General features: G+C 37.3%; 25 protein-coding genes and 1 tRNA gene. 19 read left to right on the top strand and 7 right to left on the bottom strand.

The window, feature by feature from the left end; translation table 11 throughout:
• Position 1 precedes the first annotated feature (1 nt).
• Both B3139_RS14605 and B3139_RS14600 read left to right on the top strand, forming a co-directional pair.
• Positions 2-841: a hydroxymethylglutaryl-CoA lyase gene (locus B3139_RS14605; RefSeq protein WP_293884302.1), complete on the top strand. Its 840-nt coding sequence runs from the start codon at positions 2-4 to the stop codon at positions 839-841.
• Positions 842-850: 9 nt separating this feature from the next.
• Positions 851-1627 (top strand): enoyl-CoA hydratase/isomerase family protein, encoded by a 777-nt coding sequence (locus B3139_RS14600; protein ID WP_293884300.1) that lies wholly within the window; start codon positions 851-853, stop codon positions 1625-1627.
• Positions 1628-1646: 19 nt separating this feature from the next.
• On the opposite strand, the gene B3139_RS14595 is transcribed toward B3139_RS14600, so the two are convergent.
• A complete protein-coding gene (locus B3139_RS14595; RefSeq protein WP_293884298.1) occupies positions 1647-1979 on the bottom strand; it encodes a hypothetical protein in 333 nt (110 codons plus the stop codon).
• A gap of 838 nt (positions 1980-2817) precedes the next feature.
• Here B3139_RS14595 and B3139_RS14590 point away from each other — a divergent pair.
• Genes B3139_RS14590 through B3139_RS14575 form a run of 4 tightly spaced genes read left to right on the top strand, consistent with a single transcriptional unit; the run spans position 2818 to position 5689 of the window.
• On the top strand, positions 2818-3669 hold the full coding sequence (locus B3139_RS14590) for an ATP-binding cassette domain-containing protein (RefSeq protein WP_293884296.1): 852 nt from the start codon (positions 2818-2820) through the stop codon (positions 3667-3669).
• On the top strand, positions 3653-4462 hold the full coding sequence (locus B3139_RS14585; protein WP_293884294.1) for a hypothetical protein: 810 nt from the start codon (positions 3653-3655) through the stop codon (positions 4460-4462). The genes B3139_RS14590 and B3139_RS14585 overlap by 17 nt, the downstream gene beginning before the upstream one ends.
• A gap of 1 nt (position 4463) precedes the next feature.
• Positions 4464-4847, top strand: coding sequence for a GntR family transcriptional regulator (locus B3139_RS14580; protein ID WP_293884292.1), 384 nt, complete (start codon positions 4464-4466; stop codon positions 4845-4847).
• Positions 4844-5689, top strand: a complete 846-nt coding sequence (locus tag B3139_RS14575; RefSeq protein WP_293884290.1) for a hypothetical protein — start codon at positions 4844-4846, stop codon at positions 5687-5689. Before B3139_RS14580 ends, B3139_RS14575 begins: the two co-directional genes overlap by 4 nt.
• A gap of 99 nt (positions 5690-5788) precedes the next feature.
• Here B3139_RS14575 and B3139_RS14570 read toward each other — a convergent pair whose 3' ends face one another.
• From B3139_RS14570 to prmC, 3 genes are all read right to left on the bottom strand, one after another.
• On the bottom strand, positions 5789-6826 hold the full coding sequence (locus B3139_RS14570; protein WP_293884288.1) for a LacI family DNA-binding transcriptional regulator: 1038 nt from the start codon (positions 6824-6826) through the stop codon (positions 5789-5791).
• Between the two features lie 280 nt (positions 6827-7106).
• Positions 7107-7179: transfer RNA gene (locus B3139_RS14565), tRNA-Lys, on the bottom strand.
• Positions 7180-7295: 116 nt separating this feature from the next.
• Positions 7296-8156: a peptide chain release factor N(5)-glutamine methyltransferase gene (gene prmC / locus B3139_RS14560; RefSeq protein ID WP_209574658.1), complete on the bottom strand. Its 861-nt coding sequence runs from the start codon at positions 8154-8156 to the stop codon at positions 7296-7298.
• A gap of 34 nt (positions 8157-8190) precedes the next feature.
• Here prmC and ribD point away from each other — a divergent pair, with 34 nt between their 5' ends.
• Together ribD and B3139_RS14550 are read left to right on the top strand one after the other, a co-directional pair.
• Positions 8191-9237: a bifunctional diaminohydroxyphosphoribosylaminopyrimidine deaminase/5-amino-6-(5-phosphoribosylamino)uracil reductase RibD gene (gene ribD, locus B3139_RS14555; protein WP_293884285.1), complete on the top strand. Its 1047-nt coding sequence runs from the start codon at positions 8191-8193 to the stop codon at positions 9235-9237.
• 61 nt (positions 9238-9298) lie between these two features.
• Entirely contained in the window at positions 9299-10582 is a 1284-nt protein-coding gene (locus B3139_RS14550; protein WP_293884283.1) for a DUF2851 family protein, read from the top strand.
• On the opposite strand, the gene B3139_RS14545 is transcribed toward B3139_RS14550, so the two are convergent.
• Positions 10579-11229: an ankyrin repeat domain-containing protein gene (locus B3139_RS14545; RefSeq protein WP_209574651.1), complete on the bottom strand. Its 651-nt coding sequence runs from the start codon at positions 11227-11229 to the stop codon at positions 10579-10581. The genes B3139_RS14550 and B3139_RS14545 overlap by 4 nt on opposite strands.
• 347 nt (positions 11230-11576) lie before the next feature.
• Between B3139_RS14545 and B3139_RS14540 the strand changes: the two genes are divergently transcribed.
• The 8 genes from B3139_RS14540 to B3139_RS14505 all read left to right on the top strand — a co-directional run bounded on the left by B3139_RS14540 (position 11577) and on the right by B3139_RS14505 (position 18460).
• Complete coding sequence (locus tag B3139_RS14540) at positions 11577-12146, top strand: UbiX family flavin prenyltransferase (protein WP_209574649.1); 570 nt, start codon at positions 11577-11579, stop codon at positions 12144-12146.
• A gap of 215 nt (positions 12147-12361) precedes the next feature.
• Positions 12362-13630: a dihydroorotase gene (locus tag B3139_RS14535; protein ID WP_293884279.1), complete on the top strand. Its 1269-nt coding sequence runs from the start codon at positions 12362-12364 to the stop codon at positions 13628-13630.
• Between the two features lie 5 nt (positions 13631-13635).
• A complete protein-coding gene (locus tag B3139_RS14530; RefSeq protein WP_209574645.1) occupies positions 13636-14310 on the top strand; it encodes a hypothetical protein in 675 nt (224 codons plus the stop codon).
• Between the two features lie 4 nt (positions 14311-14314).
• On the top strand, positions 14315-14917 hold the full coding sequence (locus B3139_RS14525) for a DUF4199 domain-containing protein (protein ID WP_293884276.1): 603 nt from the start codon (positions 14315-14317) through the stop codon (positions 14915-14917).
• Positions 14918-15015: 98 nt separating this feature from the next.
• Positions 15016-15966, top strand: coding sequence for a glycosyltransferase family 2 protein (locus B3139_RS14520; RefSeq protein WP_209575127.1), 951 nt, complete (start codon positions 15016-15018; stop codon positions 15964-15966).
• A 6-nt stretch (positions 15967-15972) separates the two neighbouring features.
• Complete coding sequence (locus B3139_RS14515; protein WP_293884274.1) at positions 15973-17100, top strand: glycosyltransferase; 1128 nt, start codon at positions 15973-15975, stop codon at positions 17098-17100.
• 355 nt (positions 17101-17455) lie between these two features.
• Positions 17456-18223 carry an MBL fold metallo-hydrolase gene (locus B3139_RS14510; protein WP_293884272.1) on the top strand — a complete coding sequence of 256 codons (768 nt, stop codon included), beginning with the start codon at positions 17456-17458 and terminating at the stop codon, positions 18221-18223.
• An 81-nt stretch (positions 18224-18304) separates the two neighbouring features.
• Positions 18305-18460: a lmo0937 family membrane protein gene (locus tag B3139_RS14505; RefSeq protein WP_209574636.1), complete on the top strand. Its 156-nt coding sequence runs from the start codon at positions 18305-18307 to the stop codon at positions 18458-18460.
• A gap of 6 nt (positions 18461-18466) precedes the next feature.
• On the opposite strand, the gene B3139_RS14500 is transcribed toward B3139_RS14505, so the two are convergent.
• Together B3139_RS14500 and queA are read right to left on the bottom strand one after the other, a co-directional pair.
• Positions 18467-19150 (bottom strand): 2-C-methyl-D-erythritol 4-phosphate cytidylyltransferase, encoded by a 684-nt coding sequence (locus B3139_RS14500; RefSeq protein WP_293884270.1) that lies wholly within the window; start codon positions 19148-19150, stop codon positions 18467-18469.
• Positions 19151-19229: 79 nt separating this feature from the next.
• Positions 19230-20279 carry a tRNA preQ1(34) S-adenosylmethionine ribosyltransferase-isomerase QueA gene (gene queA, locus B3139_RS14495; RefSeq protein ID WP_209574631.1) on the bottom strand — a complete coding sequence of 350 codons (1050 nt, stop codon included), beginning with the start codon at positions 20277-20279 and terminating at the stop codon, positions 19230-19232.
• A 185-nt stretch (positions 20280-20464) separates the two neighbouring features.
• Here queA and B3139_RS14490 point away from each other — a divergent pair, with 185 nt between their 5' ends.
• From B3139_RS14490 to B3139_RS14480, 3 genes are read left to right on the top strand one after another with little or no spacing between them, the layout of a single operon-like run.
• Positions 20465-21709: an ABC transporter permease gene (locus B3139_RS14490; RefSeq protein ID WP_209574629.1), complete on the top strand. Its 1245-nt coding sequence runs from the start codon at positions 20465-20467 to the stop codon at positions 21707-21709.
• Between the two features lie 9 nt (positions 21710-21718).
• A complete protein-coding gene (locus tag B3139_RS14485) occupies positions 21719-22360 on the top strand; it encodes a DUF2306 domain-containing protein (RefSeq protein WP_293884266.1) in 642 nt (213 codons plus the stop codon).
• On the top strand, positions 22357-23271 hold the full coding sequence (locus B3139_RS14480; RefSeq protein ID WP_293884264.1) for a YARHG domain-containing protein: 915 nt from the start codon (positions 22357-22359) through the stop codon (positions 23269-23271). The genes B3139_RS14485 and B3139_RS14480 overlap by 4 nt, the downstream gene beginning before the upstream one ends.
• The last annotated feature ends 63 nt before the right edge of the window (positions 23272-23334 follow it).

The following is a 23334-nucleotide window of genomic DNA, read 5'->3' as shown; positions in this document are numbered from 1 at the left end:
TATGAGGGATCAAGTTGTATTGGTTGATTGCCCAAGGGATGCTATTCAAGGGCTTCACAGCTTTATTGATACAGATAAAAAAATTAAACATATTAATACGTTAATCGATAGTGGACTGTTTGATGTTATTGATTTTGGATCTTTTGTCTCTCCGAAGGCTATTCCACAGTTAGCCGATACAAAAGCGGTGCTAAAGGGAATCCGAAAGAGTGAGAGGGTGAAGCTTTTAGCCATTGTTGCTAATCTACGAGGGGTGATAGAAGCGGTTCAAGAGGAAAAAATCGACTATTTAGGGTACCCATTTTCAATCTCAGAAACATTCCAATTGCGAAACACCAATATGGACTTAGCTGCATCTTACCAACAGGTAAAAGAAATGACAGCTTTGGCTGCGGCGTACCATAAATCGCTGGTTGTCTATATTAGCATGGCCTTTGGGAACCCTTACAACGATCCTTGGTCACCGGTGTTAGTGAAAGAGTGGATTGAAAAGCTAATCGATCTTGACATCCGGGAGTTTGCTTTGGCAGACACCACATCAGAAGCCGATGCGAACCAAATTGCCGAATTATTCAACGCTGTCAATGCCCGTTTTCCAACATTCGATATTGGTGCGCATTTTCATGCAAGTAGAGCAGAAAGTCTCGCAAAGATTGAAGCTGCCTATATTGCGGGCTGTCGTAAATTTGAAGGTTCATTACTTGGCTATGGCGGCTGTCCATTTGCGAAAAATGATTTAGTTGGTAATATACCTTCCGAACTTTTATTACACTATTTTAGACGAGGAACAGATGCTGAAATAGATACATTGGAGCATAGTTTTAGGCAGTTGATTTTGTAATATTTTTTAATGGAAAGACTGAATTTTATAAAAGTGCACATTGAAGAGCATGTGTTCAACCTGACGCTAGCGCGATCGGAAAAGAGAAATGCTTTTAGTCCGACTATGGTGAGCGAAATTGCGTATGCATTGAATCTTGCGAATAATGATCCAAATATTTATTTAGTGCAGATAGAAGCTGAGGGGCCTGTCTTTTGTGCTGGTATGGATCTAAAAGCTTTTGCGGATCCAACCTCGGATACCGGAAATGCGGCAATTCCCAAGGTTGAAAAATCATTGGCGGAAATATTTTCCTGTCTAGACAAACCATCAATTTGTGTGTTGAGAGGTGATGTTATTGCAGGTGGTTTTTTAATTGCATTATCCTGTACGTATTTGTTTGCTCTCCCAAATGTGCGTTTTTCTTTGCCAGAAGTAAAAATTGGACTTTTCCCATTTCAGGTACTGGCTTTGCTAATAGAATTTATGCCGGAGAGAAAGGCAATGGACCTTTGTATCAGAGGAAGTTCTTTTTCTGCTCAAGAGGCTTTAAAAAAGGGAATCTTGTATGAAATTCTCGATAAAGAAGAGACAGGGTTGGTGGAATTGAAAGCAACAATTCTGGAGAATGCTCCCTTGGCTATTTCAAGAGGTTTTGCTGCGCTCAGAAAATTAAAAGAGCAAGATTTTAATGATAAGTATACCTTTCTCTTACAGAGCTTATCAGCGTTGCGGAAAACCAATGATTTCAAAGAGGGAATGGACACAATGCATAATAAACGAAAAGCCAATTGGAAAAATAGCTGATCACTTATTCCTTAATTAACTAAAATGATCTAAAGCTGGGCCTGCTGGTCAAAGGGGAGAATTCCCAAGGGATAGAGCTAAGAACAATCATTAGGGCGATACCAAACCAGATTAATAATATTTTAAAACGTCGATCGTCTGTATCGGCGTTTTTGCTTTTAAGCATACCTGCGGTCAAACAAATTGCAGCAATAATCATCATGCTGCTGTGTTCCATGCCAAAGAAGCGGATTTGCCTGAGGTGAATGGATTCACCGAAATGTTGCAGAAAATACTGTGTTATTGGGCTTGATACATAGAGGATAAATCCTAAAAATAGCTGAATGTAAAAAGAAATAACCGTTGCTTTCAATAGAAAATGATCAGTAGATGAAAATGGTAGCTTCCGCTTTCTTTTATAAAAAAAGATTGAAAGACTACATACCAGTATAATCAATACTTCCCATCGCCATAAAGAATGGAACGCTAAAATAAAAGGATATGTGTGATTCATCATACAGACAAAGATGGAGAATAAAATAGATCTAAAGCAATTTTAAGCGATAAAAAACATACAAAATAGCGGTTCTTTTGCGAGGTGCGAAGCTGTTTTTGTTAAATATTATATGTATTTATTGTTGAGGTATTTTTTATATTATTTTGATTAACAAGTATTTTAAAATTTTGTTTAACTGTCGGTTAATACTGCTCGCGAGCGTATTTAATTGTTTGTTGACAGGTGGGCAATTAGGAATAACTCGGAGGAATGACCGTGCCGAGGATGTAATAAAGAGCCCATCTTGCTTAGTATGTATATACCACAGATGCTATTTTCGGTTGCTTTTAGCCATTCTGCCACTTTATTTATCAGTCAATGTAGAATTGATAGGCTGTTTTGATTTAAATGTAGTTGTTCGCGTTTGTACCTGAGGCGTGATTTATGCAATGAACAGAGCAGGTATTGAACGTAGAATAATATCGCTTTTGGTCATTATGAATTTTGTAATTTTATGTATTAACTGTATGTTTTTCATGGTATTTTGTATTTTATATGAATTTAATATTTAAGTTAATCTGTTTTAAAGTTTACATGCTTTCTTTCGCAGCTGGACGAGTCAAAGTAATGTTCTAGCGCTATTCTTTTGAAATTATTTTTGGAATTGTAAATAATTGTTTTCTATATTAGTGTATTAATTAAATAATACAGTAGTATGGTTACTATCCAAAATCTAAATTTTAGCTATAGTAAATCAAGGCCCTTATTTCTTCATATGGATCTTGAATTGAAGCAGGGGCATATCTATGGCTTGTTGGGGAAGAATGGTGCTGGCAAATCGACTTTGCTTAAGAATATCGCTGGCTTAGTATACCCTGTTTCGGGGCAGGTTGATGTACTTGGACATAATCCAACTCGAAGGGAGCCTTCATTGTTAAGGGAGATTAGTTTTATTCCAGAAGAGTTTTATCTCCCAGCAGTAAAATCTGAACAGTTTCTAAAGGCAAATGCGGGATTTTATCCCAACTTCGATCAGAAGTATTTTGATCAGCTCGTCCATGAGTTCGATATCCCTATTAAGCAAAAATTGGCAAACATGAGTTATGGTCAGAAGAAGAAATACATTATTTCTTTCGGATTAGCATCCAATACAAAATTGATCATTATGGATGAGCCAACGAATGGTCTGGATATTCCTTCAAAAGCTCAGTTCCGTAAGATCATGGCGTCAGCAATAACGGACGAGCGATGTGTAATCATTTCGACACACCAAGTGCGAGATCTCGATAATCTTATTGATGCCGTTATTTTGCTTGACGATCATAAGGTTGCGTTAAACGCGCCGGTGCATGTTATTACTGATCATCTATGCTTTAAAAGAGTAAGAGAGTTGCCTTTGGATGCGATTTACCACGAAGAGGGAGTAGGTGGTTTCAATGTAATTCTTCCAAACACAGCAATGGAAGATTCAAAGCTGGATTTAGAATTGCTATTTAATGCTGTTTTGCAATGCAAAGAAAAAATTACGAACCTTAATAAAATTGATAAAGATGTCAAACATTTTTAATTCTACGCGATTTTTAGGACTGATTCGAAGACAGTGGATTGGTTTTGGAAGAATTTACCTAATGTCAATAGGAATTATTGCAGGTGTGATTTTTGGCTTTTACGCGGTTAACTTTGCTTCGAATTATGACGGGATGAAAAATCAAACTGCTTACTCGCTGCTAAATTTCAGGACCCCGTTATTTTGTATCTTGGGACTATTCTTTGTAACAGTTGTTTCCAGCAGCTATTTTGCCGATCTAGGGAAGAAGACACGTGCTATTTTTGAATTAATGATTCCAGCCTCACAGTTGGAAAAATTTCTGGTTAGCCTATTCTATACCGTTGTGGTAAGTATTGGTTCTTATTTGTTGGTATTTTACTTGATTGACTTGGCATTTGTAGCATATTTGAAGGGTTTTGGTTCGATGGTTTTAAATCAAACGGCGTCCACAGGAAAAGCGGGCAGTATAGATCTTTGGCAATACTTTTATAAGGTTCAGTATCCGCATTCGGCATACTATTTTTATTTCGCGCCGATTCTTCTGAATGCTATTTTCTTGCTCGGCGGGATTGTCTTTCAAAACTATCAATATGTAAAGACAGCTATTTCCGTAGTGATTTACTGCGTTGTTTGGATATGTTTTTTTGTTTATCTGATAAAAATGCAAACCCAAGATACAGTCGGGGTAATGAGCAATAATTATTGGTCTGATTCAAATCACATTTTTGCACTGATCGGCGCTGGAGCGTTATTCCTTACATTGGTATTATGGTGCGTTGCTTTTTTAAGATTAAAGGAAAAGGAGATTTAATATGGAATTCAATGCAAATAAAGCTATTTACCTTCAGATTGCTGAATATGTATGTGACCATATTTTGCTAGCAACCTGGAAGGTTAATGAAAAGCTTCCTTCTGTAAGGGAATTGGCGGTTCAAATGGAGGTTAATCCCAATACGGTGATGCGAACCTATGATATGCTTCAGCAGAGAGAAATTATAGCAAATAAACGTGGAATTGGCTTTTTTCTGACGCAAGAATCGGTGAAAAATGTGAAGTTGTATAGAAAGGGGATTTTTCTAGAGGAAGATCTTCCGCTGTTTTTCCGTAATATTTATTTATTGGAAATTGGTCTGGATGAACTAGAGAAGCGTTATAAACAATTTATTAGTCAGAATTTTAACCAAAATGAATTATGAAACTAAGTGCAAAAATAACAATGGTATTAGCAATAGGCTTATTCGCAATTCCGATGCTTGTCGCATCCTACCTTTTTCGTATAAATCGAGTGGATGCAAAACAATATAATGCTGATATTGAACACGAAGTGTCTAATCCAGGTGGTAAGGATGTTTATTTCCGATCGTTCCCGCTGACTTCCTTTGATAAGCTTTTTATGGTTGGAAACAATGCTAGTGATGTTGGGTTGTACTGGGTGAAAAGTGATAAGTTTGCGGTTAAAGTTAATAAGAGTCAAGCTGATTTTGTGAAAGCGAATGTTGATCAATCGGGAAGTCTTACTTTAAATCTTTTGCCGGGAGGTGAGGGTGGCTATAAGTCAATTTATATTTTTTCACCTGATCTTAAACTGTTGAAATTAAAAAATGTGGGTGTTAGTGAGCTGTCTGCCAAGCTGAATGAATTGACCGTTATAGGCGATAGTGTTAAGGTGCTTAACGTTTCTGATAAATCTGTTATAAATACGTTGAATTTGAGTCTGACAAATTCTTTTATTGAAGATCTCGGTGGAGCAGATGCGCGGGGAAATGCTGTTGTGGGCCATTTATCTGTTAACACTACGAATACTGTTTTGGGGTTGCCAAGTGTTAATTATCAAAGTGCAGATATCGTTGCCAACAATTCAGAGGTATATTTCAATGGTAAAGGGGCTAATGCTAAGGTTGACCTTCTAAAGATTAAAACAGAAGGGAAGTCATCTGTTCGATTAGATAGTTTGCAATGGGGTACATTGAATGGAAGTTTATCTAATGATACTAAGATAGATTTACCTATACATGCATTGCGAACCTTGATTAAATAAGTTTTTTTTACGAAATACAGCTATTGGCTACCAAAGATATCATATCGACTGAATGCGCCGAAAAGGAACAAATTCTGTACGGAACTTGTTCCTTTTCTATTAAATGGAAGATGTAGATTTTCGGTGCTCAATGCTGCAGTCCAAAAAATACGTCTCGAATTCGAAATAATTCTTTTTGTTTCTTTTCTTTAACATCTCTAGTAGGAGTTCTACTGATTTTTCCGCCATAAGCTTTGTTGGCTGAGTGATTGTTGTCAAGGAAGGGTTAAGACTGTTGGCAAAAGGGGTATTGCTGAATCCTATTAAGTTCATGTCATCAGGAATTTTTACCTTCAATTTGTTTAGTATATGCAACACTTTTAATGACAAGGTGTCGGTTGTCGACAGGAGCGCGTTGGGTGGTATCTGGCGGTTTAATAAGTCACTTATTTTGCGTTCTAACTCATCATCGATATTGTCTTTAGGGCTAGAATAGGATATTTCTATCATATTCTCTTGTTTGAAGGGTATAGAGGCATTAAAGAGCGCATCTTTATATCCTTTTATTCTGCTTACATTTCCACCGATATCCTTACATAATAAAAGAATGATATTTTCCCTTCTGTTTTTGATCATTTCTTCCGTTGCCTGATAGATCACCTTATTGTTTTGAATTCCGATTTTGAAAGTGTCAAGCTGATGGTTTATTCGGTCGAAAATAATGACAGGGCAAATCTGATCCATTATATAGAACAGGAGCGATAAGCTGGAATCATTTTTTACAGGGGAAATGATTATTCCTTCAATATTGCTTTGTATGCAGAGTTCTAGTGCTTCTTTTTCTTTTTTCTCATCGTTAAAGGTCTGTAAAAGGATGAGTTTATAATTCGTCTGCGACAGAATAAGAGAGATCTCTTCATAGAAATCGAAGAAAAATGAGCTTGAAATAAATGGAACAATGATGGCCAAAGTATTTGAGCGTCCTGTCTTTAAGCTTTTGGCAGAGAAATTTGGTATATAATTGATTTTCTTCGTAAAATCTAAAATTATTTTTTTTGTTTCTGCACTTATTTCATGGCTATCGTTGAGTGCTTTAGAAATAGTGCCCGGAGATAATTTTAACTGTTGGCCAATCTCTTTTAACGTAAATCTCTTCATGTGCTCGATCTTCTTTCATTGATTACAATATCCTAGATTCACTAGGGTAAGATATAACTAGAATTATTGTTGAATTATCGGTTGCTATCTTTAATGTTTAAGCCCGTAAAATTTTGAAATTATAAAGATAAGATAAAAAAGATGTTTTCAAATGAGGACCAAGAAAACCATCATGAACGAGAAGTTTGTTTTTTTAGCTTTTCATTTTAACGAATCAGTTTGCGGAATGTAGGGGAGTATTAAACGAAAAAAGCTAATCTTGCGATTAGCTTTTTTTTTGTGATCCCGCTGGGATTCGAACCCAGGACCCATACATTAAAAGTGTATTGCTCTACCAGCTGAGCTACGGAATCTTTTCTGTTTTTGAAAGTGATGCAAAGGTAGAATTTCTTTTGATATATGCCAAATAATTGGTTGTGAAATTTGATTGAAACAACTTAACTGCTTAATAAATAAAAGGATTATTTTTTTACCATGCTTTTTTTGCATGGATTATTCGGTCTGCTCCATTGATATCTTTGATCAATTTGACTTGTTCAAATCCTTTTTTGATCATAAGATCTTTCATTTCTGCACCCAGATACTGATTGATCTCGAAATATAGATCTCCATCTGGAGCTAAATGTTTAAGGGCAAAGGATGAAATAACGTCATAAAAAATCAATGGAGTGCTTTCTTCAATGAATAGCGCTAGCTCGGGTTCATAAGCCAATACATTTTCATTCATATATTTTTTTTCTCCAGGAGTAATATATGGCGGATTGGATACAATGATATGATAGTGTTGATTGGAGAATATATATTCCCACTCAAAGATATCTGCGTTGATAAATTGAACTGCAGTTTTTAAGATATTAGCATTTTCTTGCGCGGTTTTTATCGCTTCTTTTGAGATGTCTATCGTTGTTACTCTAGCATTCGTGAGATGTTTTGATAAAGTGATCGGAATGCAGCCAGAACCAGTTCCTATATCAATAATATTGAGGTTTTGAGAAAATTTGTGGTTCTTAATAATCAGATCAACAAGCTCCTCAGTTTCCTGTCGAGGAATTAAAACTGATTCGTTGACTTGAAAAACTTCACCGTAAAAATCTGCTTTGTTGAGTATATACTGTATAGGTTTATGCTTTTTTAAATCCCGAAGAATGCTAAGTATTTCAGCGCTATTCTTATCATCTACAGGATCTTTTTTGCTCAACTGATAATTAGCGGTATTTAACCCTAATTTTTCAGCAATAACGACTAAGAATATTGCTTTTATTTCATCATTATCGTATAACTTATGAAGCTCTTGTTGAAATAATAATTCGAAATCTTGAAGTATTTTCATTCAGCAAAGGTACGATTTTCATAGATTTGTATCTATGGATATGCACAGCCAATATATGCAGCGTTGTTTGGAACTAGCCCAAATCGGTGTAGGTTCAGTAAGTCCCAACCCAATGGTTGGGGCTGTCATCGTTTTTAATGGTAAAATTATCGGTGAAGGGTATACATCTCCTTACGGTGGAGCGCATGCTGAAGTCAATGCTGTACAGCAGGTTATGCAAAGGTACGGTGAAAAAGCAAAGGAGCTTATCGAAGGAAGTAATTTTTATGTCAGCCTCGAGCCTTGCGCGCATTATGGGAAGACACCTCCCTGTGCCAATATGATTGCTGATCTAAAACCTTTGAAAGTTTTTATAGCATGTTTGGATCCCTTCGGAAAAGTCAATGGTAGAGGAGCGCAGATACTGCGAGAAGCTGGTATTGAAGTTGAAATTGGTCTGCTCGAAAAAGAGTCCATTTGGCTCAACCGCCGTTTTTTTACCCGTATTGGTGAATACCGCCCGTATGTTATTTTAAAGTGGGCGCAAACCAGGGATGGTTTTATAGGAAAAAAAAATAAGCAGGTTTGGATCAGTAATGCTGCAAGCCAACAGCTCGTTCATCGTTGGAGAGCAGAAGAGGATGCTATCTTGGTTGGTACAAATACTGCAATTGTGGATAATCCCAGTCTGACCGTAAGAAAGTGGAAGGGTAAAAATCCATTGCGTATTCTTTTAGACAGAGACCTTGCCATTCCGATGGATGCCCCTATTCTCGATGATCAGGCCGATACTATTGTGTTTAATGCTAAAAAGACAGAGTGGACAGCAAATGTTAAGTATATTGAGCTTGAAAATTATGGATTATATCTACCGCAAAATATCCTTTATCAACTTTATTTAATGGATGTTCAGTCTATAATCATAGAAGGCGGGCGTGCGACCTTGCAGATGTTTATAGATGCGAACCTGTGGGATGAGGCAAGAGTCTTTGAGTCTGAGGCGAATTTATTGAGCGGGATTAAGGCTCCTCTATTCAAGGGGCAATTACTAGAAAGTAAATTAGTTTCCAATGATATTTTAAAGATCTATAAGAAACAGTAATTTTTGTATATTTAGGGAATTATAAGCCATAGCCGGTTAGTTTAATTCTTAAATTACAATTATGTTAGTTACAGAAAACTTAATGCAGTTTATCTGGAAACTTCGGCTATTCCGTGCAAATGGGTTAAATTCCACAGATGGTGGGGCCTTAGCCGTTGTTCAAGTGGGGCGATACAACACAGATTCTGGCCCCGATTTTCTCATGTCGCACATTAGATATGGAGATAAGGATTGGTTCGGTCATGTAGAAATGCATATTCAATCCTCAGATTGGGATCGACATGCTCATCAAGAAGATGTTGCTTACAATAACGTGATCCTACATGTAGTTTGGAAAAATGATAAAGTTATATACCGAAGTGATGGCACGTCTATTCCTACTTTAGTGCTTTCGGACTACGTAGATAAAAATCTATTGGAAAAATATGCCAATATGATGAATACCAAAAGCTGGATTCCCTGCGAATATCAGCTTGGGCCTATCAATATTTTTAAAAAATCAATGTGGTTGAATACCTTGTCAATTGAGCGTTTGGAAATGAAAGTTCAGCGGATTTTCGAAATACTGAAACATTTTGATACTGATTGGGAAAAAACCTTCTGGATATGGATGTGTAGATCTATGGGTTTAAAAGTTAACGCAGATACTTTCCAGGAATTCGGCGAAAAACTGCCTTTGCATGTTCTAAAAAAATACCGTTCAAACTTATTTAAAACGGAAGCTATTTTTTTTGGTATCAGTGGTTTATTGCTTGGTAGACCAACTAGTGGGTATGTGAAGCGATTAGTCGACGAATTTAAGTACCAACAGCACATTCACAAGATAGAAATCGTTTTTGGTGTATGGAAGAGGTTGAGGATGAGACCATATAATTTTCCCGAACGGCGTATTGCTCAATTAGTTGTTTTATTCAGTAAGAATGAGTTGGGGGTGGCAAAGCTTTTGGCCGTAGATAGCTTGGAGGCGGCGAGAAAATTGTTCAAAATAGAACCTTCAGGTGATTTTTGGGAATCACATTTTTCCTTAAGTACAAAAGAAAAAGTTAAAAAATGTGCGTGGATCGGGAAAGAAACTGTTGATCTTCTGGTAATTAATGTAGTTGTTGTGTTTCTTTTTTCATATGGTAAATATTTTGGCATTCAGTCCTATATCGAAAAGGCATTACAGTTATTGGAGGAGCTTCCTGCTGAAAAAAATAATATCGTGCGGCAATTTGCTAAATATGATTGGGATGTTAAAGATGCAGGCAAGACGCAGGGAATGTTGCAGTTGAAGGAGTTTTACTGCGATAGGAAACGTTGTCTTCATTGCAGAATCGGTATGGAGATCTTAAAAAGTACCTAGTTCTTTAAAATTTCTGCAATTTCTTTATGGCCTTTTTCATACGCCAGATCCATTGGAGATAATCCGGCACTATTGATTATTCTTGTGTCGGCTCCATTTTCAAGTAAAGCAACAATAAAATCGATGTTACCATATTGGGCCGCAAAATGGAGTGGAGTTTCGCCTGTGGCCTGAATGGCATTGACATTAGCGCCCGCATCGATAAGCAATTTCCCGATTTCTTCATTGTTGTTAGCGGCGGCAATATGCAGTGCTGTAGTGAGTTGTTCATTTTTCGTTACGGTGTTTGGATTCGCCCGTTTGGATAGCAATAGACGTACAATGTCTACTTTGTTGAAATATGTAGCTAAGGTCAATGGCGTAAAACCCTGCGATGACCATTCATTGATAACCGAAGGTACCTGCGAAATAATAGCCTCAAGATAGGATGTTAATCCTGCTGCACAAGCCTCATGTATAGTCATGGACTTGGTGTGTTGTAAAAGCACCCGTATGATCTGAGGTTTGTTGTAATAGCAAGCTAATAGAAGGGGCGAAATCCCATGACTTGTTGTTTCCTGTAAAAGTTCGGGATTTCCAATTAATAACAGATCTATGTCGTGGCTTTTTCCTTGTTCTATGTATTGTTCTAAAATAGAGAGATTCATGTGTTTGTTAATTGTCTAAGTTCTTTACTAAAATAAACTTTATTCATGAGAATAAATGTTTGATGGGAGAAATTATTGATATTTTATGAAGCTCCATATCCCAATTAAAAGTGGGCGGTTAGCTGTTTTTGAAAGATTTGTTGAGATGGAAAGAGCCCAAAAAGCGTGCTTTTTGATTTTTTATATACACAAATGTGTAGTAATGCACATAATATTTCCGTAAATTAAAAAGTAGATGTACTTTTGTTAAGCCCCTCCCAAGGGCATGTTTTTCATAGGTAGATGTAGGGTCGGGTGTTTCTCACTACGACCCTTTTTTTATAGCTTTGTTTTATATTTTAAAAGAGATGTCTAAAAGGAAGATAGTTATAGCTATTACGGGAGCTAGCGGCTCAATTTATGCTAAAGTTTTACTTAAAAAGCTTTTGGTGTTAAAAACACAAATCGCTGAAGTTGGTATTGTCATGTCGAATAATGCGAAGGATGTATGGCGTGCGGAATTAGGCGATGAAAGTTACCAGGATGTACCTTTCAAATTTTATGATAAAGGTGATTTTTTTGCTCCTTTTGCATCGGGCTCCGCCCGCTATGATACTATGATTGTCTGTCCTTGTTCGATGGGTACATTGTCGCGAATAGCGCATGGCATATCTTCTGATCTGACAACACGCGCTGCTGATGTCATCTTAAAAGAGCGGCGACGACTGATTTTGGTTACACGTGAGACACCTTTAAGTATCATTCACATTCAGAATATGAAACTGGTGACAGAGGCAGGTGGCATCATTTGTCCGGCATCACCTTCATTTTATAGCTTACCAAAGACGTTTGAAGAGGTAGCAGAAACCGTTGTTGATCGTATTTTGAGTCTTGCTGGATTTGACTTTAAGCATTATCAGTGGGGGGAAAATTCCTAGGTAATCGTTGCCGAAATCTATTTTTAATGTTCTTTAATAAATTTGTATTTTGTAACTTTGTTTCTCGAAATGAAGCAGTCACAAGCATCAAGCGAAAAAGTTATTTATAGCTATATGATTTATAGTGATAAAGCGCCTTTCTATCTGTTCACAATGCACAATCTATGTGCTTCGATTAAAACTTTGTATCCTTTTAATTTCAATCACAATCATATATGAAAAGCTTATTGATTACTTCTGTTAAAGTAATTTTACCTGGGAATAAATTTCATCAGCAGCAAGTGGATGTATTTATTGAAGATGGAAAGATTGCACAGATTGGAAAATCTGTCAAATTAGCGGATAAAGATAGTGAGACCATTGATGGCTCCGGAAAAATATTAGCGCCTGGCTTTTTTGACTTACATGCCAATTTTGGAGAGCCTGGGCTAGAAACCAAAGAAGATATCTTAAGCGGAACAGCAGCAGCTGCTGCAGGTGGCTTCACTGGAGTAGCCGTGATGCCCAATACTGAGCCAGCTATTCAAAGCCGTTCAGAGGTCGCTCTAATTGTCAATACTGCGAAAGGAAATATTGTGGATGTACATCCAATTGGTGCGATCAGCAAAAAGAGAGAAGGCAAAGAACTGGCCGAATTATTTGATATGAAGCAAACCGGGGCTGTTGCTTTTAGTGATGGAAACAGGAGTGTTCAACAAGCGGGACTAATGAGCAGAGCGTTGTTGTATGCTAAGGGGTTTAATGGATTAATTTTTTCGCATGCGGAAGATGAGTCGATGGCAGGAGGAAACAAGATGAATGAAGGCGCTATGAGTACTTATTTAGGTATGAAGGGTATTCCAAACCTTGCCGAATCATTAATGGTTTCTCGCGATCTCTATCTAGCAGAATATACAGGAGCTCCTATTCATTTTGCTTCCATAAGCACACCAGAAGCTGTTGATCTGATAAAAAAAGCGAAAGCAAAAGGTCTTCAAGTCACATGCGATGTTGCCGCACATCAATTGGTGTTTACTGACGAAGATATCGTTGGTTTCGACAGCAATTACAAGGTTAGCCCCCCATTAAGAACGAAAGCAGATCTTAAGGTATTACTTAAAGGAATCAAGGATGGAACTATTGATGCTGTTGTCTCGCAACATACACCGCAAGAAGTAGAATTCAAGAATGTCGAATTCCATATTGCCAAAAATGGCATTATTGGTTTACAGACCGTGCTGCCGCTGTTGATTCGTGCCGGATTGAACGAAGAACAAATTGTAAATAGTCTGTCCGTCAGACCAAGGCAAATTTTAGGACTTGAAGTACCTCAGATTGAAGAGGGAGCAGCAGCAAATCTTGTTTTATTTGACGCATCGAAAGCATGGAATTTCGATGAGAAAACCAATAAATCCAAATCAAAAAATTCACCTTTATTCGGAAAGACCTTAAACGGTGCTGTCGAATTGGTCATTAATAATAGTCAAATTGTTAAAAACGATTAAAAACCATGGAAGCAAATATTAAAGCAGCCGTTGAGGCAGGTATATTAAATTATGGCAAGGTAGATGGAATTTCGACAGCCCCGGAATTCCTTGAAAAGATTATTCGCGTATTCAACACGGAAGTAAGCTATTTGGAAAAGTTAGAACTGTTGGATCAGTCTTTCGATGACTATCCTTTGTTTGACGAACTTCGCGAAGTATATGTTGATCTTTTATTGATGAATTTTTTCTCCAACGATGTATTGAAGCTGGAAGATGATTATTTGGATTCAGAAGAATGGGAAGCAATCGAAGATGAAACCATAGATCGTGGGACTGAATTATTGAATATTTTTCTTTATTTAGGGGAATGTAAAGACGATGAGATTGAACCTGAATTGGATGACTTCTTAAAAGAGTTTTTACTGGTTGATGAAGACGAATTTCAAGACGAGCATGAAATTTATGAAGATATCATTGCTAACCAAATTGTGGTAGATAGTCCATATGCTGAAATCGCGAAAGTCGGTAAAGGAATAAATCCGAAAAGCGAGGTATATGAACTTTTCTATCCTATTATGAGCTTCTTTAGTGAATTCAAGCCCTCTGAAAAGCAATTTGAGGAATATGCTGAAGCGTCTTCCAATAAGGCTTTTGATATTGCCCTTTACCAAATAATGAGTACTTACTATAATAAATAATTTTATGGCAGATTTAATCAACCCAAGTAATGTAGGATTTGATGCGGTAATCGACAAAAAGAAAAGTATTATCTATGGTGTCATATTGGGAATAATTTCTTTTATCCTAGGATTAATTGTCCTGTTTGTTGTCAAAGACTTAAATTCCTTCTGGGGGGTAATGTCGATGTCATTTATCGTTAATACAGCGGTTTTTGTTATCATCGCTGCCTTGTTCGCTTTCGCTCTTCGGAAAGCAAATGGTGGCTACTGGAATTTTTCAATAGCATTAAAATCGATCTTTATGATGCTTGCTATTTCTACTATTATTTCCACGATCGGTACACAGCTCTATGTCAACTTCGTTAATCCAACGTTACAAGAAAAGGTTGTGACTCATACCATTAACGTAACCATTGAGTATATGGAAAAGAATAATGTTCCTGACGAAGTTATAGATTCAAAAATAGCGGAGCTTGAAAAACAAGTTGATTCTATCGGCAAAATTACCTTAGGACAAGTTTTGAAGGGGTTGGCGATCACCTTGATGTTTCAATTTGTTTTTGCATTGTTACTATCAGCTTTGACAAAGCGAGAAAAATTAGCGATTAGACAAGACGCCATTTAGTGCCTAACAAAATAAAACTGTTCCTACAAGGTATTGCTGAAAAAGTAATACCTTTGTTGGTATTATAACACTATACTTTTAGCATGATTAACATTCACATGGATATTTCTGTTGTTGTTCCTTTGTTTAATGAAGAAGAATCCTTACCCGAATTGACAGCTTGGATCGACCGTGTTATGGCGGCCAATCATTTTTCATACGAAATTATTTTAGTTGACGATGGAAGTAAAGATCATTCCTGGAAGGTTATCGAAGAGTTAAAGTTAAACAACACGAATATTTCTGCTATCAAATTCCGACGTAACTATGGAAAATCTGCAGCATTAAATGTGGGTTTTGCTGCTGCACAAGGTGATGTCGTTATTACAATGGATGCGGATCTCCAGGATAGTCCCGATGAGATTCCTGAATTGTACGACCGAATCATAAATAAGGGGGCTGACCTAGTATCGGGATGGAAACAAAAACGATATGATCCATTAACCAAAACACTACCTACCAAATTGTTTAATGGGGTGACGAGGTCGATGTCTGGAATTCACAACCTGCATGATTTTAACTGTGGTCTAAAAGCCTACAAAAAGGAAGTTGTTAAAAATATCGAAGTGTATGGTGAAATGCATCGTTATATACCTGTAATTGCAAAATGGGCAGGATTTACAAATATACAAGAACAGATCGTACAGCATTATCCACGTAAGTACGGTACAACCAAATTCGGCCCTGGCCGCTTTGTGAAAGGTTTCCTCGATTTATTGTCCATATTTTTCGTTGGTAAGTTTTCGAAGAGGCCGATGCATTTTTTTGGGGTTATGGGCGTTATTAGTTTTCTGGCAGGTTTATTTATATCTATTTATCTAATTTGCCATAAATTGATAAGTATTGCCAGCGGAACACCTTTTAGAGATATAACAGATCAACCATTGTTTTTCTTTGCGCTAACCGCTATTATTTTGGGCACGCAATTATTTCTGACAGGTTTCTTGGCAGAATTAGTCTCTAGAAGCAGCTCCGATCGGAATGATTATCAAATTGAGAAAGTCATTTAAGTCGTTATGCGCATTGTGATTTTAGGATCTGCTTACCCATTAAGGGGTGGAGGGATAGCATCTTTTAATGAACGGTTAGCATCCCACTTTCAGCAGTTGGGCCATGAAGTGGATATCTACTCCTTCAGTCTGCAGTACCCAAATTTTCTTTTTCCTGGAAAGTCACAATACTCGGATGAGCCTGCACCAGAGGGACTCCATATCAAAACAAAAGTAAATTCTATCAATCCATTTAATTGGATTAGTGTGGGCAAGGAACTTAGAAATGCCAAATATGATCTCCTTATCGTACGATTTTGGATGCCCTTTTTCGGGCCGTGTTTGGGAACAATCCAGCGACAGGTTCGGAAGAATAGGCATACTAAAATAGTATGTATCGCTGATAATATAATTCCCCATGAACAGCGACCAGGGGATAAGCTATTGATCCGGTACTTTTTGAAATCTGTTGATGCTTGTCTCACCATGAGTAAAAGCGTTCTGTTGGACCTCAAATTGCTAAGCCCGAAAATGCCAGCAGTGTATACCCCTCATCCCCTTTACGATAACTATGGCACTCATCAAAGTAAAAAGGAAGCTCGTAGACTACTTAACATTGATCAAGAGGGGAAAGTGATCTTGTTCTTTGGATTTATTCGTCAATACAAAGGCTTAGATATCTTGTTGCAAGCTTTAAACGATACCAGGCTACGTAAGATGGGGGTTAAATTATTGCTTGCTGGAGAATTTTATGATGACCCTGCGTTATACTTGGATCTTATAAAGAAGTATAAACTCGAAGAGTTTATTTTTATGCATACCGATTTTATTCCAAATCAGGAGGTAGGGCGTTATTTTTCAGCCGCGGATTGTGTCGTGTTACCTTATCGTAGCGCTACTCAAAGTGGAATCACCCAAGTTGCTTATCATTTCGATCTTCCAATGATTGTAAGTAATGTCGGTGGGTTGCCCGAATTGGTTCGAGATAGTTATGTTGGTTATGTTGTCGAGCCCAAAGCAGAGGAAATCGCAGAACGCATTTTTTCTTTTTACCATTACAACAAAGAAGAACAATTTAGAACAAATATCATAGACGAAAAAAGAAAATATAGCTGGGAAACTTTCGGTAATGAACTTCTTAAATTGGCGCATTGATCGCTAAGGGTTATTTTATTTGTATATAAAATCAAATTTATCTAAGTTTGGAATACTGAGGTAGAATTTTAAAAGAAGGAGAGATTTTGTTGCCGTTTACACAAAGCAGCTTAACTAAGCTAGAAGAATTTTTTAAGGAACAGGGGTATAAAGTTAGGTATGAAAAAGGGTCATTCCGTACAGGTGCTTGTATGTTGCAGACGACAAAAGTTGTAGTAGTCAATAAGTTTTCGAATCTTGAAATAAAAATCCAGTCATTGTGGAACATATTATTGGATATTGAAATTGATTCGGAAGCCATTTCTGAGAAGCTTCTTCCAATTTATGAAGAGGTATTGAAATCAAAAATTATAGCTTGAGAGTTACATTTTTAGGAACCGGAACATCCCAGGGGGTACCTGTCATAGCGTGCCAATGTCAGGTCTGCCAATCTGAAGATCAGCGTGATAAAAGATTGCGTTCTTCTATCCTTATTGAATATAATCAACACACATTAGTGGTCGATACTGGTCCGGATTTTAGGTATCAGATGTTGCGTGAGAAAGTTATGCACTTGGATGCTGTGTTAATGACACACTCGCATAAAGACCATATTGCTGGTTTGGATGATGTAAGAGCGTTTAATTATCAGCAGCATAGTTCTATTTCCATTTATGGTACAGCTGATCTACACGAAGCGCTAAGGCGCGAATTTTATTATGCGTTTACTGAAACAAAATACCCAGGAGCGCCGAGATTGGATTTGGAGGAGGTAAGGGCTGGTGTATCTTTGCCTTTGTTCGGTACGGAAATTATGCCTATCGAGGTGCTTCATTATAAAATGCCAGTCTTGGGCTTCAGGATCGGAGAGTTTGCATATATCACTGATGCAAAATTTATCAGTGAAGAATCGCGGCAGCTATTGAAAGGTGTTAAGGTACTTGTTGTAAATGCACTTCAGAAAGAATCTCATATTTCCCATTTAACATTGGACGAAGCGATTGAATTTGCCTATGATATTCAGGCAGATAAAACTTATTTTACACATATAGGGCACCGAATGGGATTGCATGAAATTGTTTCAAAAGAATTGCCGAAAAATATGTTGCTAGCCTACGATAGGTTACAGCTGGAGATCAGCTAATCTATTTATTATAAAACTATATTTCCATTTTCTTTGTTATACCTATAAAAATAGATTTAGGTATTAAATTATTAAAAGAAAATGGGAAATTTACTGTATATCATCGCTGTTATTTTGGTCATCATTTGGGCGATAAGTTTTTTTGGAGGTTATGCAGCTGGCAATAACATTATTCACGTCCTTTTGGTGATTGCAATTATTGTGGTATTATTGCGTGTCATCCGTGGTAACGCGTAATACATTTCAAATCAAATTTAAATAAAGCTGGGCAATTTGTAGATCTTGAGGGTAGGTGATCTTTATATTTTTAGCATCACCTTCAATAATAGCGATACTGTTGCCCATCTTCTCTACCACAGACGCATCATCCGTAAAAAGGGGGTCTTCCACTTGCTGATATGATTTTAGTAGCAACTCTCCATGAAATACCTGCGGAGTTTGAATTAACCAGGTATGGTTTCTATCTACAGCAGCATTAAAGGAAACATCTCCCATGCGGACGGATTCAATACTCTTTTGTCCCAAAACAATTGCCTGATGGGCATAAGCGCCTTGAAATGCTTTGTTCACTAGCTCTTCAGTAATAATAGGACGAGCGCCATCGTGTACTGCAATATAATCTTCTGAACGGATTTTGAAATTTTCCTCAATGTAATTAATTCCATTTTTAACACTTTCGAATCGGGTTCGACCACCATAAGTGAGATGGATAGGTAAAGTAAAGTCATGTTCCGAACACAGTTCATTCCACAATTCCTCCATTACCTCACTGATCACTAGTATTACTTCCGATACAATCTTACATTGAAAAAATCGATTAATTGTATGCATGACAATGGGCAGTTCATTTAAGCAAAGAAACTGCTTTGGAAGGTCGCTATTCATTCTGCTTCCTGTTCCGGCTGCAACGATTATGACAAAGTTCATGTTATTGAAATTTAAGATTTATAAAAAACGTGGATAGCTTGAGACTATCCACGTTTTTTATTTATTATTAAACATAGGATTAAACTATTAACATCGCATCGCCATAGCTATAGAATCTATATTTTTCCTTCACAGCAACTTCATATGCATTCATTACATTTTCATAACCTGCAAACGCGGCAATCATCACAAGCAAAGTGGATTCCGGTGTATGGAAATTTGTGATCATGGAATTTGCAATACTGAAATCGTAAGGCGGATAAATAAACTTACTTGTCCAATCCGATGCCGCCTTTAAATGATGGTCAGCAGACACAGAAGATTCTATTGCCCGCATAGAAGTCGTTCCTACAGCACATACGCGACGTTTGTTGTCGATAGCTTTATTGACAACTTTTGCAGCTTCGTCAGTTATGATAAACTGTTCAGAATCCATTTTATGTTTAGTTAAATCTTCCACTTCAACAGTACGAAAAGTTCCAAGACCAACGTGAAGAGTAACCTCTGCAAAATCAACGCCTTTCAATTCTAAGCGTTTCATCAATTCTCTAGAGAAATGAAGTCCCGCTGTAGGAGCGGCAACAGCCCCTTCATTTTTTGCATAAATAGTTTGGTAGCGGAATTTGTCTTCTGGTGTAGCTTTACGCTTGATGTATTTAGGTAGTGGTGTTTCACCTAAGATCTCGATATTACGGCGGAACTCTTCATCGGTACCATCAAATAAAAACCGGATCGTACGGCCCCGAGAAGTTGTATTATCCACTACTTCAGCAACCAGTAAGTCTTCATCGCCGAAATATAATTTATTGCCAACACGTATTTTGCGTGCAGGATCGACCAATACATCCCAAAGGCGAAGCTCATTGTTCAATTCACGCAGCAAGAAAACTTCAATAGTAGCTCCAGTTTTCTCTTTATTCCCATAAAGACGCGCTGGAAAAACTTTAGTATTGTTTAAAATCATGACATCTTTGTCATCGAAATAATCCAATACATCTTTGAAAATTTTGTGTTCAATTTTACCACTATCTCTGTGTAGGACCATCAAGCGCGATTCGTCACGATTTTCAGAAGGTTCAGAAGCAAGTAATGATTCTGGTAAGTTGAATTTAAATTGAGATAACTTCATCTTTAATGATATATATTTTAATGTCTACCTTTTAGTGCATTACAGTGCACCAAATATTAGGTTGCAAAAAGCATACAAAGTTATAACTTTTTTGGGTATAGAAGGGCGGTAATTCTAATTTATGTAGATATTTTTAAGGATTTTGACATTAAATCAAAACTATATTGTATTTTAGAATACAAATTATGCTATTCTTTAGATTGATATTGGAGAGTTGTCAGTTTGCTTTTTCGGCATTAAAAGACAATCGTACACGCACCTTACTGTCGCTGTTGGGTGTGACCATTGGTATTTTTACGATTATTGGCGTATTCTCCGCTGTAGATACACTTCGAAATAATATCGAGGAGTCAGTAAAGAAGATAGGAAGCAAAACTCTCTACATAGAAAAATGGCCTTGGGATGGAGGACCAAATTTCCCCTGGTGGAAGTACTTGAATAGACCGGAACCCACATATAATAATTACTTGGATTTAAAAAGCCGAATGACGACTGCTGAATATATGGCTTATATGATCAATATTGGCAATACGACAATAAAATATAAAAGTAATTCTGCACAGGGCTCATCGGTTAATGCCGCGACCTATGAAAACCTATATATTCAAAATTTAAATATCGTAGATGGCCGTTACTTTGCCGAAAGTGAATCGAGGGGGGGCGCCCTCGTGACTGTATTGGGGGCCAATATAGCGGAAGGACTTTTTCCTAATGATGAACCGGTTGGTAAATATATCAACATGCTAGGCCGAAAAATTCAAGTTATTGGAGTGTTAAAGAAAGAAGGAAATGGTGTATTAATCAATACCTCACCTGATGATACCGCCTTTATTCCATTTGAGCTCGCGAGGAATTTGGTCAATTATGATAATTTTTCACCAAGTATAGCGATGGTAATTAAACCGAACTATACGCTGGCTGAAGCAGAGAGTGAAGCAAAGACACTTATGCGTTCAATTCGTCGTATATCTCCTCAACGGGAGGAAAATTTTTCTATTAATCAGACAACAATGATTACAGGTGCACTGGATCAGCTTTTTGGAATAATTAATCTTGCGGGTTTTTCGATTGGTATTTTTTCAATCCTAGTCGGTGGTTTCGGTATTGCCAATATCATGTTTGTCAGCGTTAAGGAGCGTACACACATCATCGGAATTCAAAAGGCGCTGGGAGCCAAAAATTTCTTTATCCTTTCTCAGTTTTTAATAGAATCTATCGTGCTCTGCCTCTTGGGAGGAGGAATAGGTCTGATCGTTGTTTATTTTTTAGCATTTCTTGTGCAGGCTGCGACTGGTGTTGCTATCGTCGTTAGTTTGAAAATGGTTATCCTGACAATTTCACTTTCTACTTTTATCGGGCTAATATCCGGCATTGTTCCTGCTTTAATGGCTTCTCGATTGGATCCCGTGGAAGCTATCCGAAGCAATTAAAGAGAAGATATGTTTAAAAAAGCTCAATTTTCGATACTGCAGGGATTTTGGCTTTTAACTTTTGCCTATAGCTGTATGCTAATGGTAGAGATTACACTGCGCTACCGTGGGTTTGAGCTGGATGCTAACTTATTACTGATCAAGCAAACTGAAATAGAAGAACTTTGGTGGTATCGCTACGTCTTTTATGTCCATGTCTGTACTGCTATCTTCGCGCTGCCGGCTGGCTTCACTCAGTTTAGTAATTACCTATTGAATAAATATCCGCGAGTCCATAGAAGTATAGGATATTTGTATGTATACGCCATTTTGGTTTGCGCCGCTCCATCAGGATTACTGATTGGTTTGGTTGCGAATGGTGGGATAACATCTATTATTGCATTTGAATTACTGGGATTGGGATGGTTTTATTTTACCTACCAGGCAGTTCATTTTGCGCGTCAGAGAAAATTTAATAAACACCACGATTTTATGATCCGTAGCTTTGCATTAACCTGTTCTGCACTGACGCTACGTTTTTGGAAACTGGCTTTAGTCTATTTGTTCCAGCCCAATCCAATGGACGTGTACCAGATTATCGCATGGCTGGGATGGATACCAAATTTGTTATTGGCGGAATTTATTATTTATCAAAAAAATCAAAAATTATGAAGAGAAATATTTGTTTAGTGTTATTGCTTGTGGTCATTGTAGGATGTAAGGAAGGGAGAGACAGAAAGAATGAAGCCCCCGGAACAAAAGATAGCGTTGTTGTTGAGCATGAGGCACATCAGGAACTATACGGCAACTGGGTGGGAGAATTTGTGGTTGATGAAAATACACTGGAAGATGGGGACGGTTTGCCAATTACAGATTATTCTCCAAAGATAAATTTGACCATAAAAAAAATCACAGATAAGGGGCGTGTATTCGGACAGAATGTGGTGAAAGGAAATCTGCGTTCTTTTGTGGGAAAGCTGGAAGAAAACGGTAGTGACTTTCGGCTATTGTTGGATGAGCCCGGCGATAAAAAGTCCGATGGCCGTTTTGAAATTAAGCTTAATCATGATACGTTAATTGGCAGTTGGACTGCCTACGATCCAGGGGTAAAGATAAAAAAACGAAGTTTCAAACTGTTGAAAAAGCAATTCGCATATAATCCTAATCTGATGCTGAAAAATCAGGATGAGGAAAATGGGACTTTGGTTGACTGGATTAACGAAAAGAGAAAAGAGGAAACCGATGTAGATGGAGATTCAACTTATACATACGTTATACAATATTATAGGTCGGCATCCCCTGCAGTTTTTACGGTCAATGCATCTAAACAAAAGTTGACCGAGAAAGACCTGAAAAATCTTAAGAAGTTGGATCTTGAGATTATTCGGAATACGATTTTTGCCCGACATGGCTATGCGTTTACTAAACCAAGCATTCGCCAATTTTTTGAGCCTGTAGACTGGTATGTGCCTATTTCAAAAGATGTGAATGCAGATTTGAGTCCATTGGAAAAAGATAATATCGCTTTATTGACGAGATTTGAAAAATATGCAACGGATAATTATGACACCTTTGGAAGATAAGGTATAAAATCCATTCCGAAACATTCGAAAGATCAATTTCACAAAAGAAGCTGTCTCAAATTT

The sequence above is a fragment of the Sphingobacterium sp. UBA1498 genome, assembly GCF_002325125.1.
Lineage (GTDB): Bacteria > Bacteroidota > Bacteroidia > Sphingobacteriales > Sphingobacteriaceae > Sphingobacterium.
Note: the sequence above shows the minus strand (reverse complement) of the source record. Positions and strands in the feature narration are given on the sequence as shown.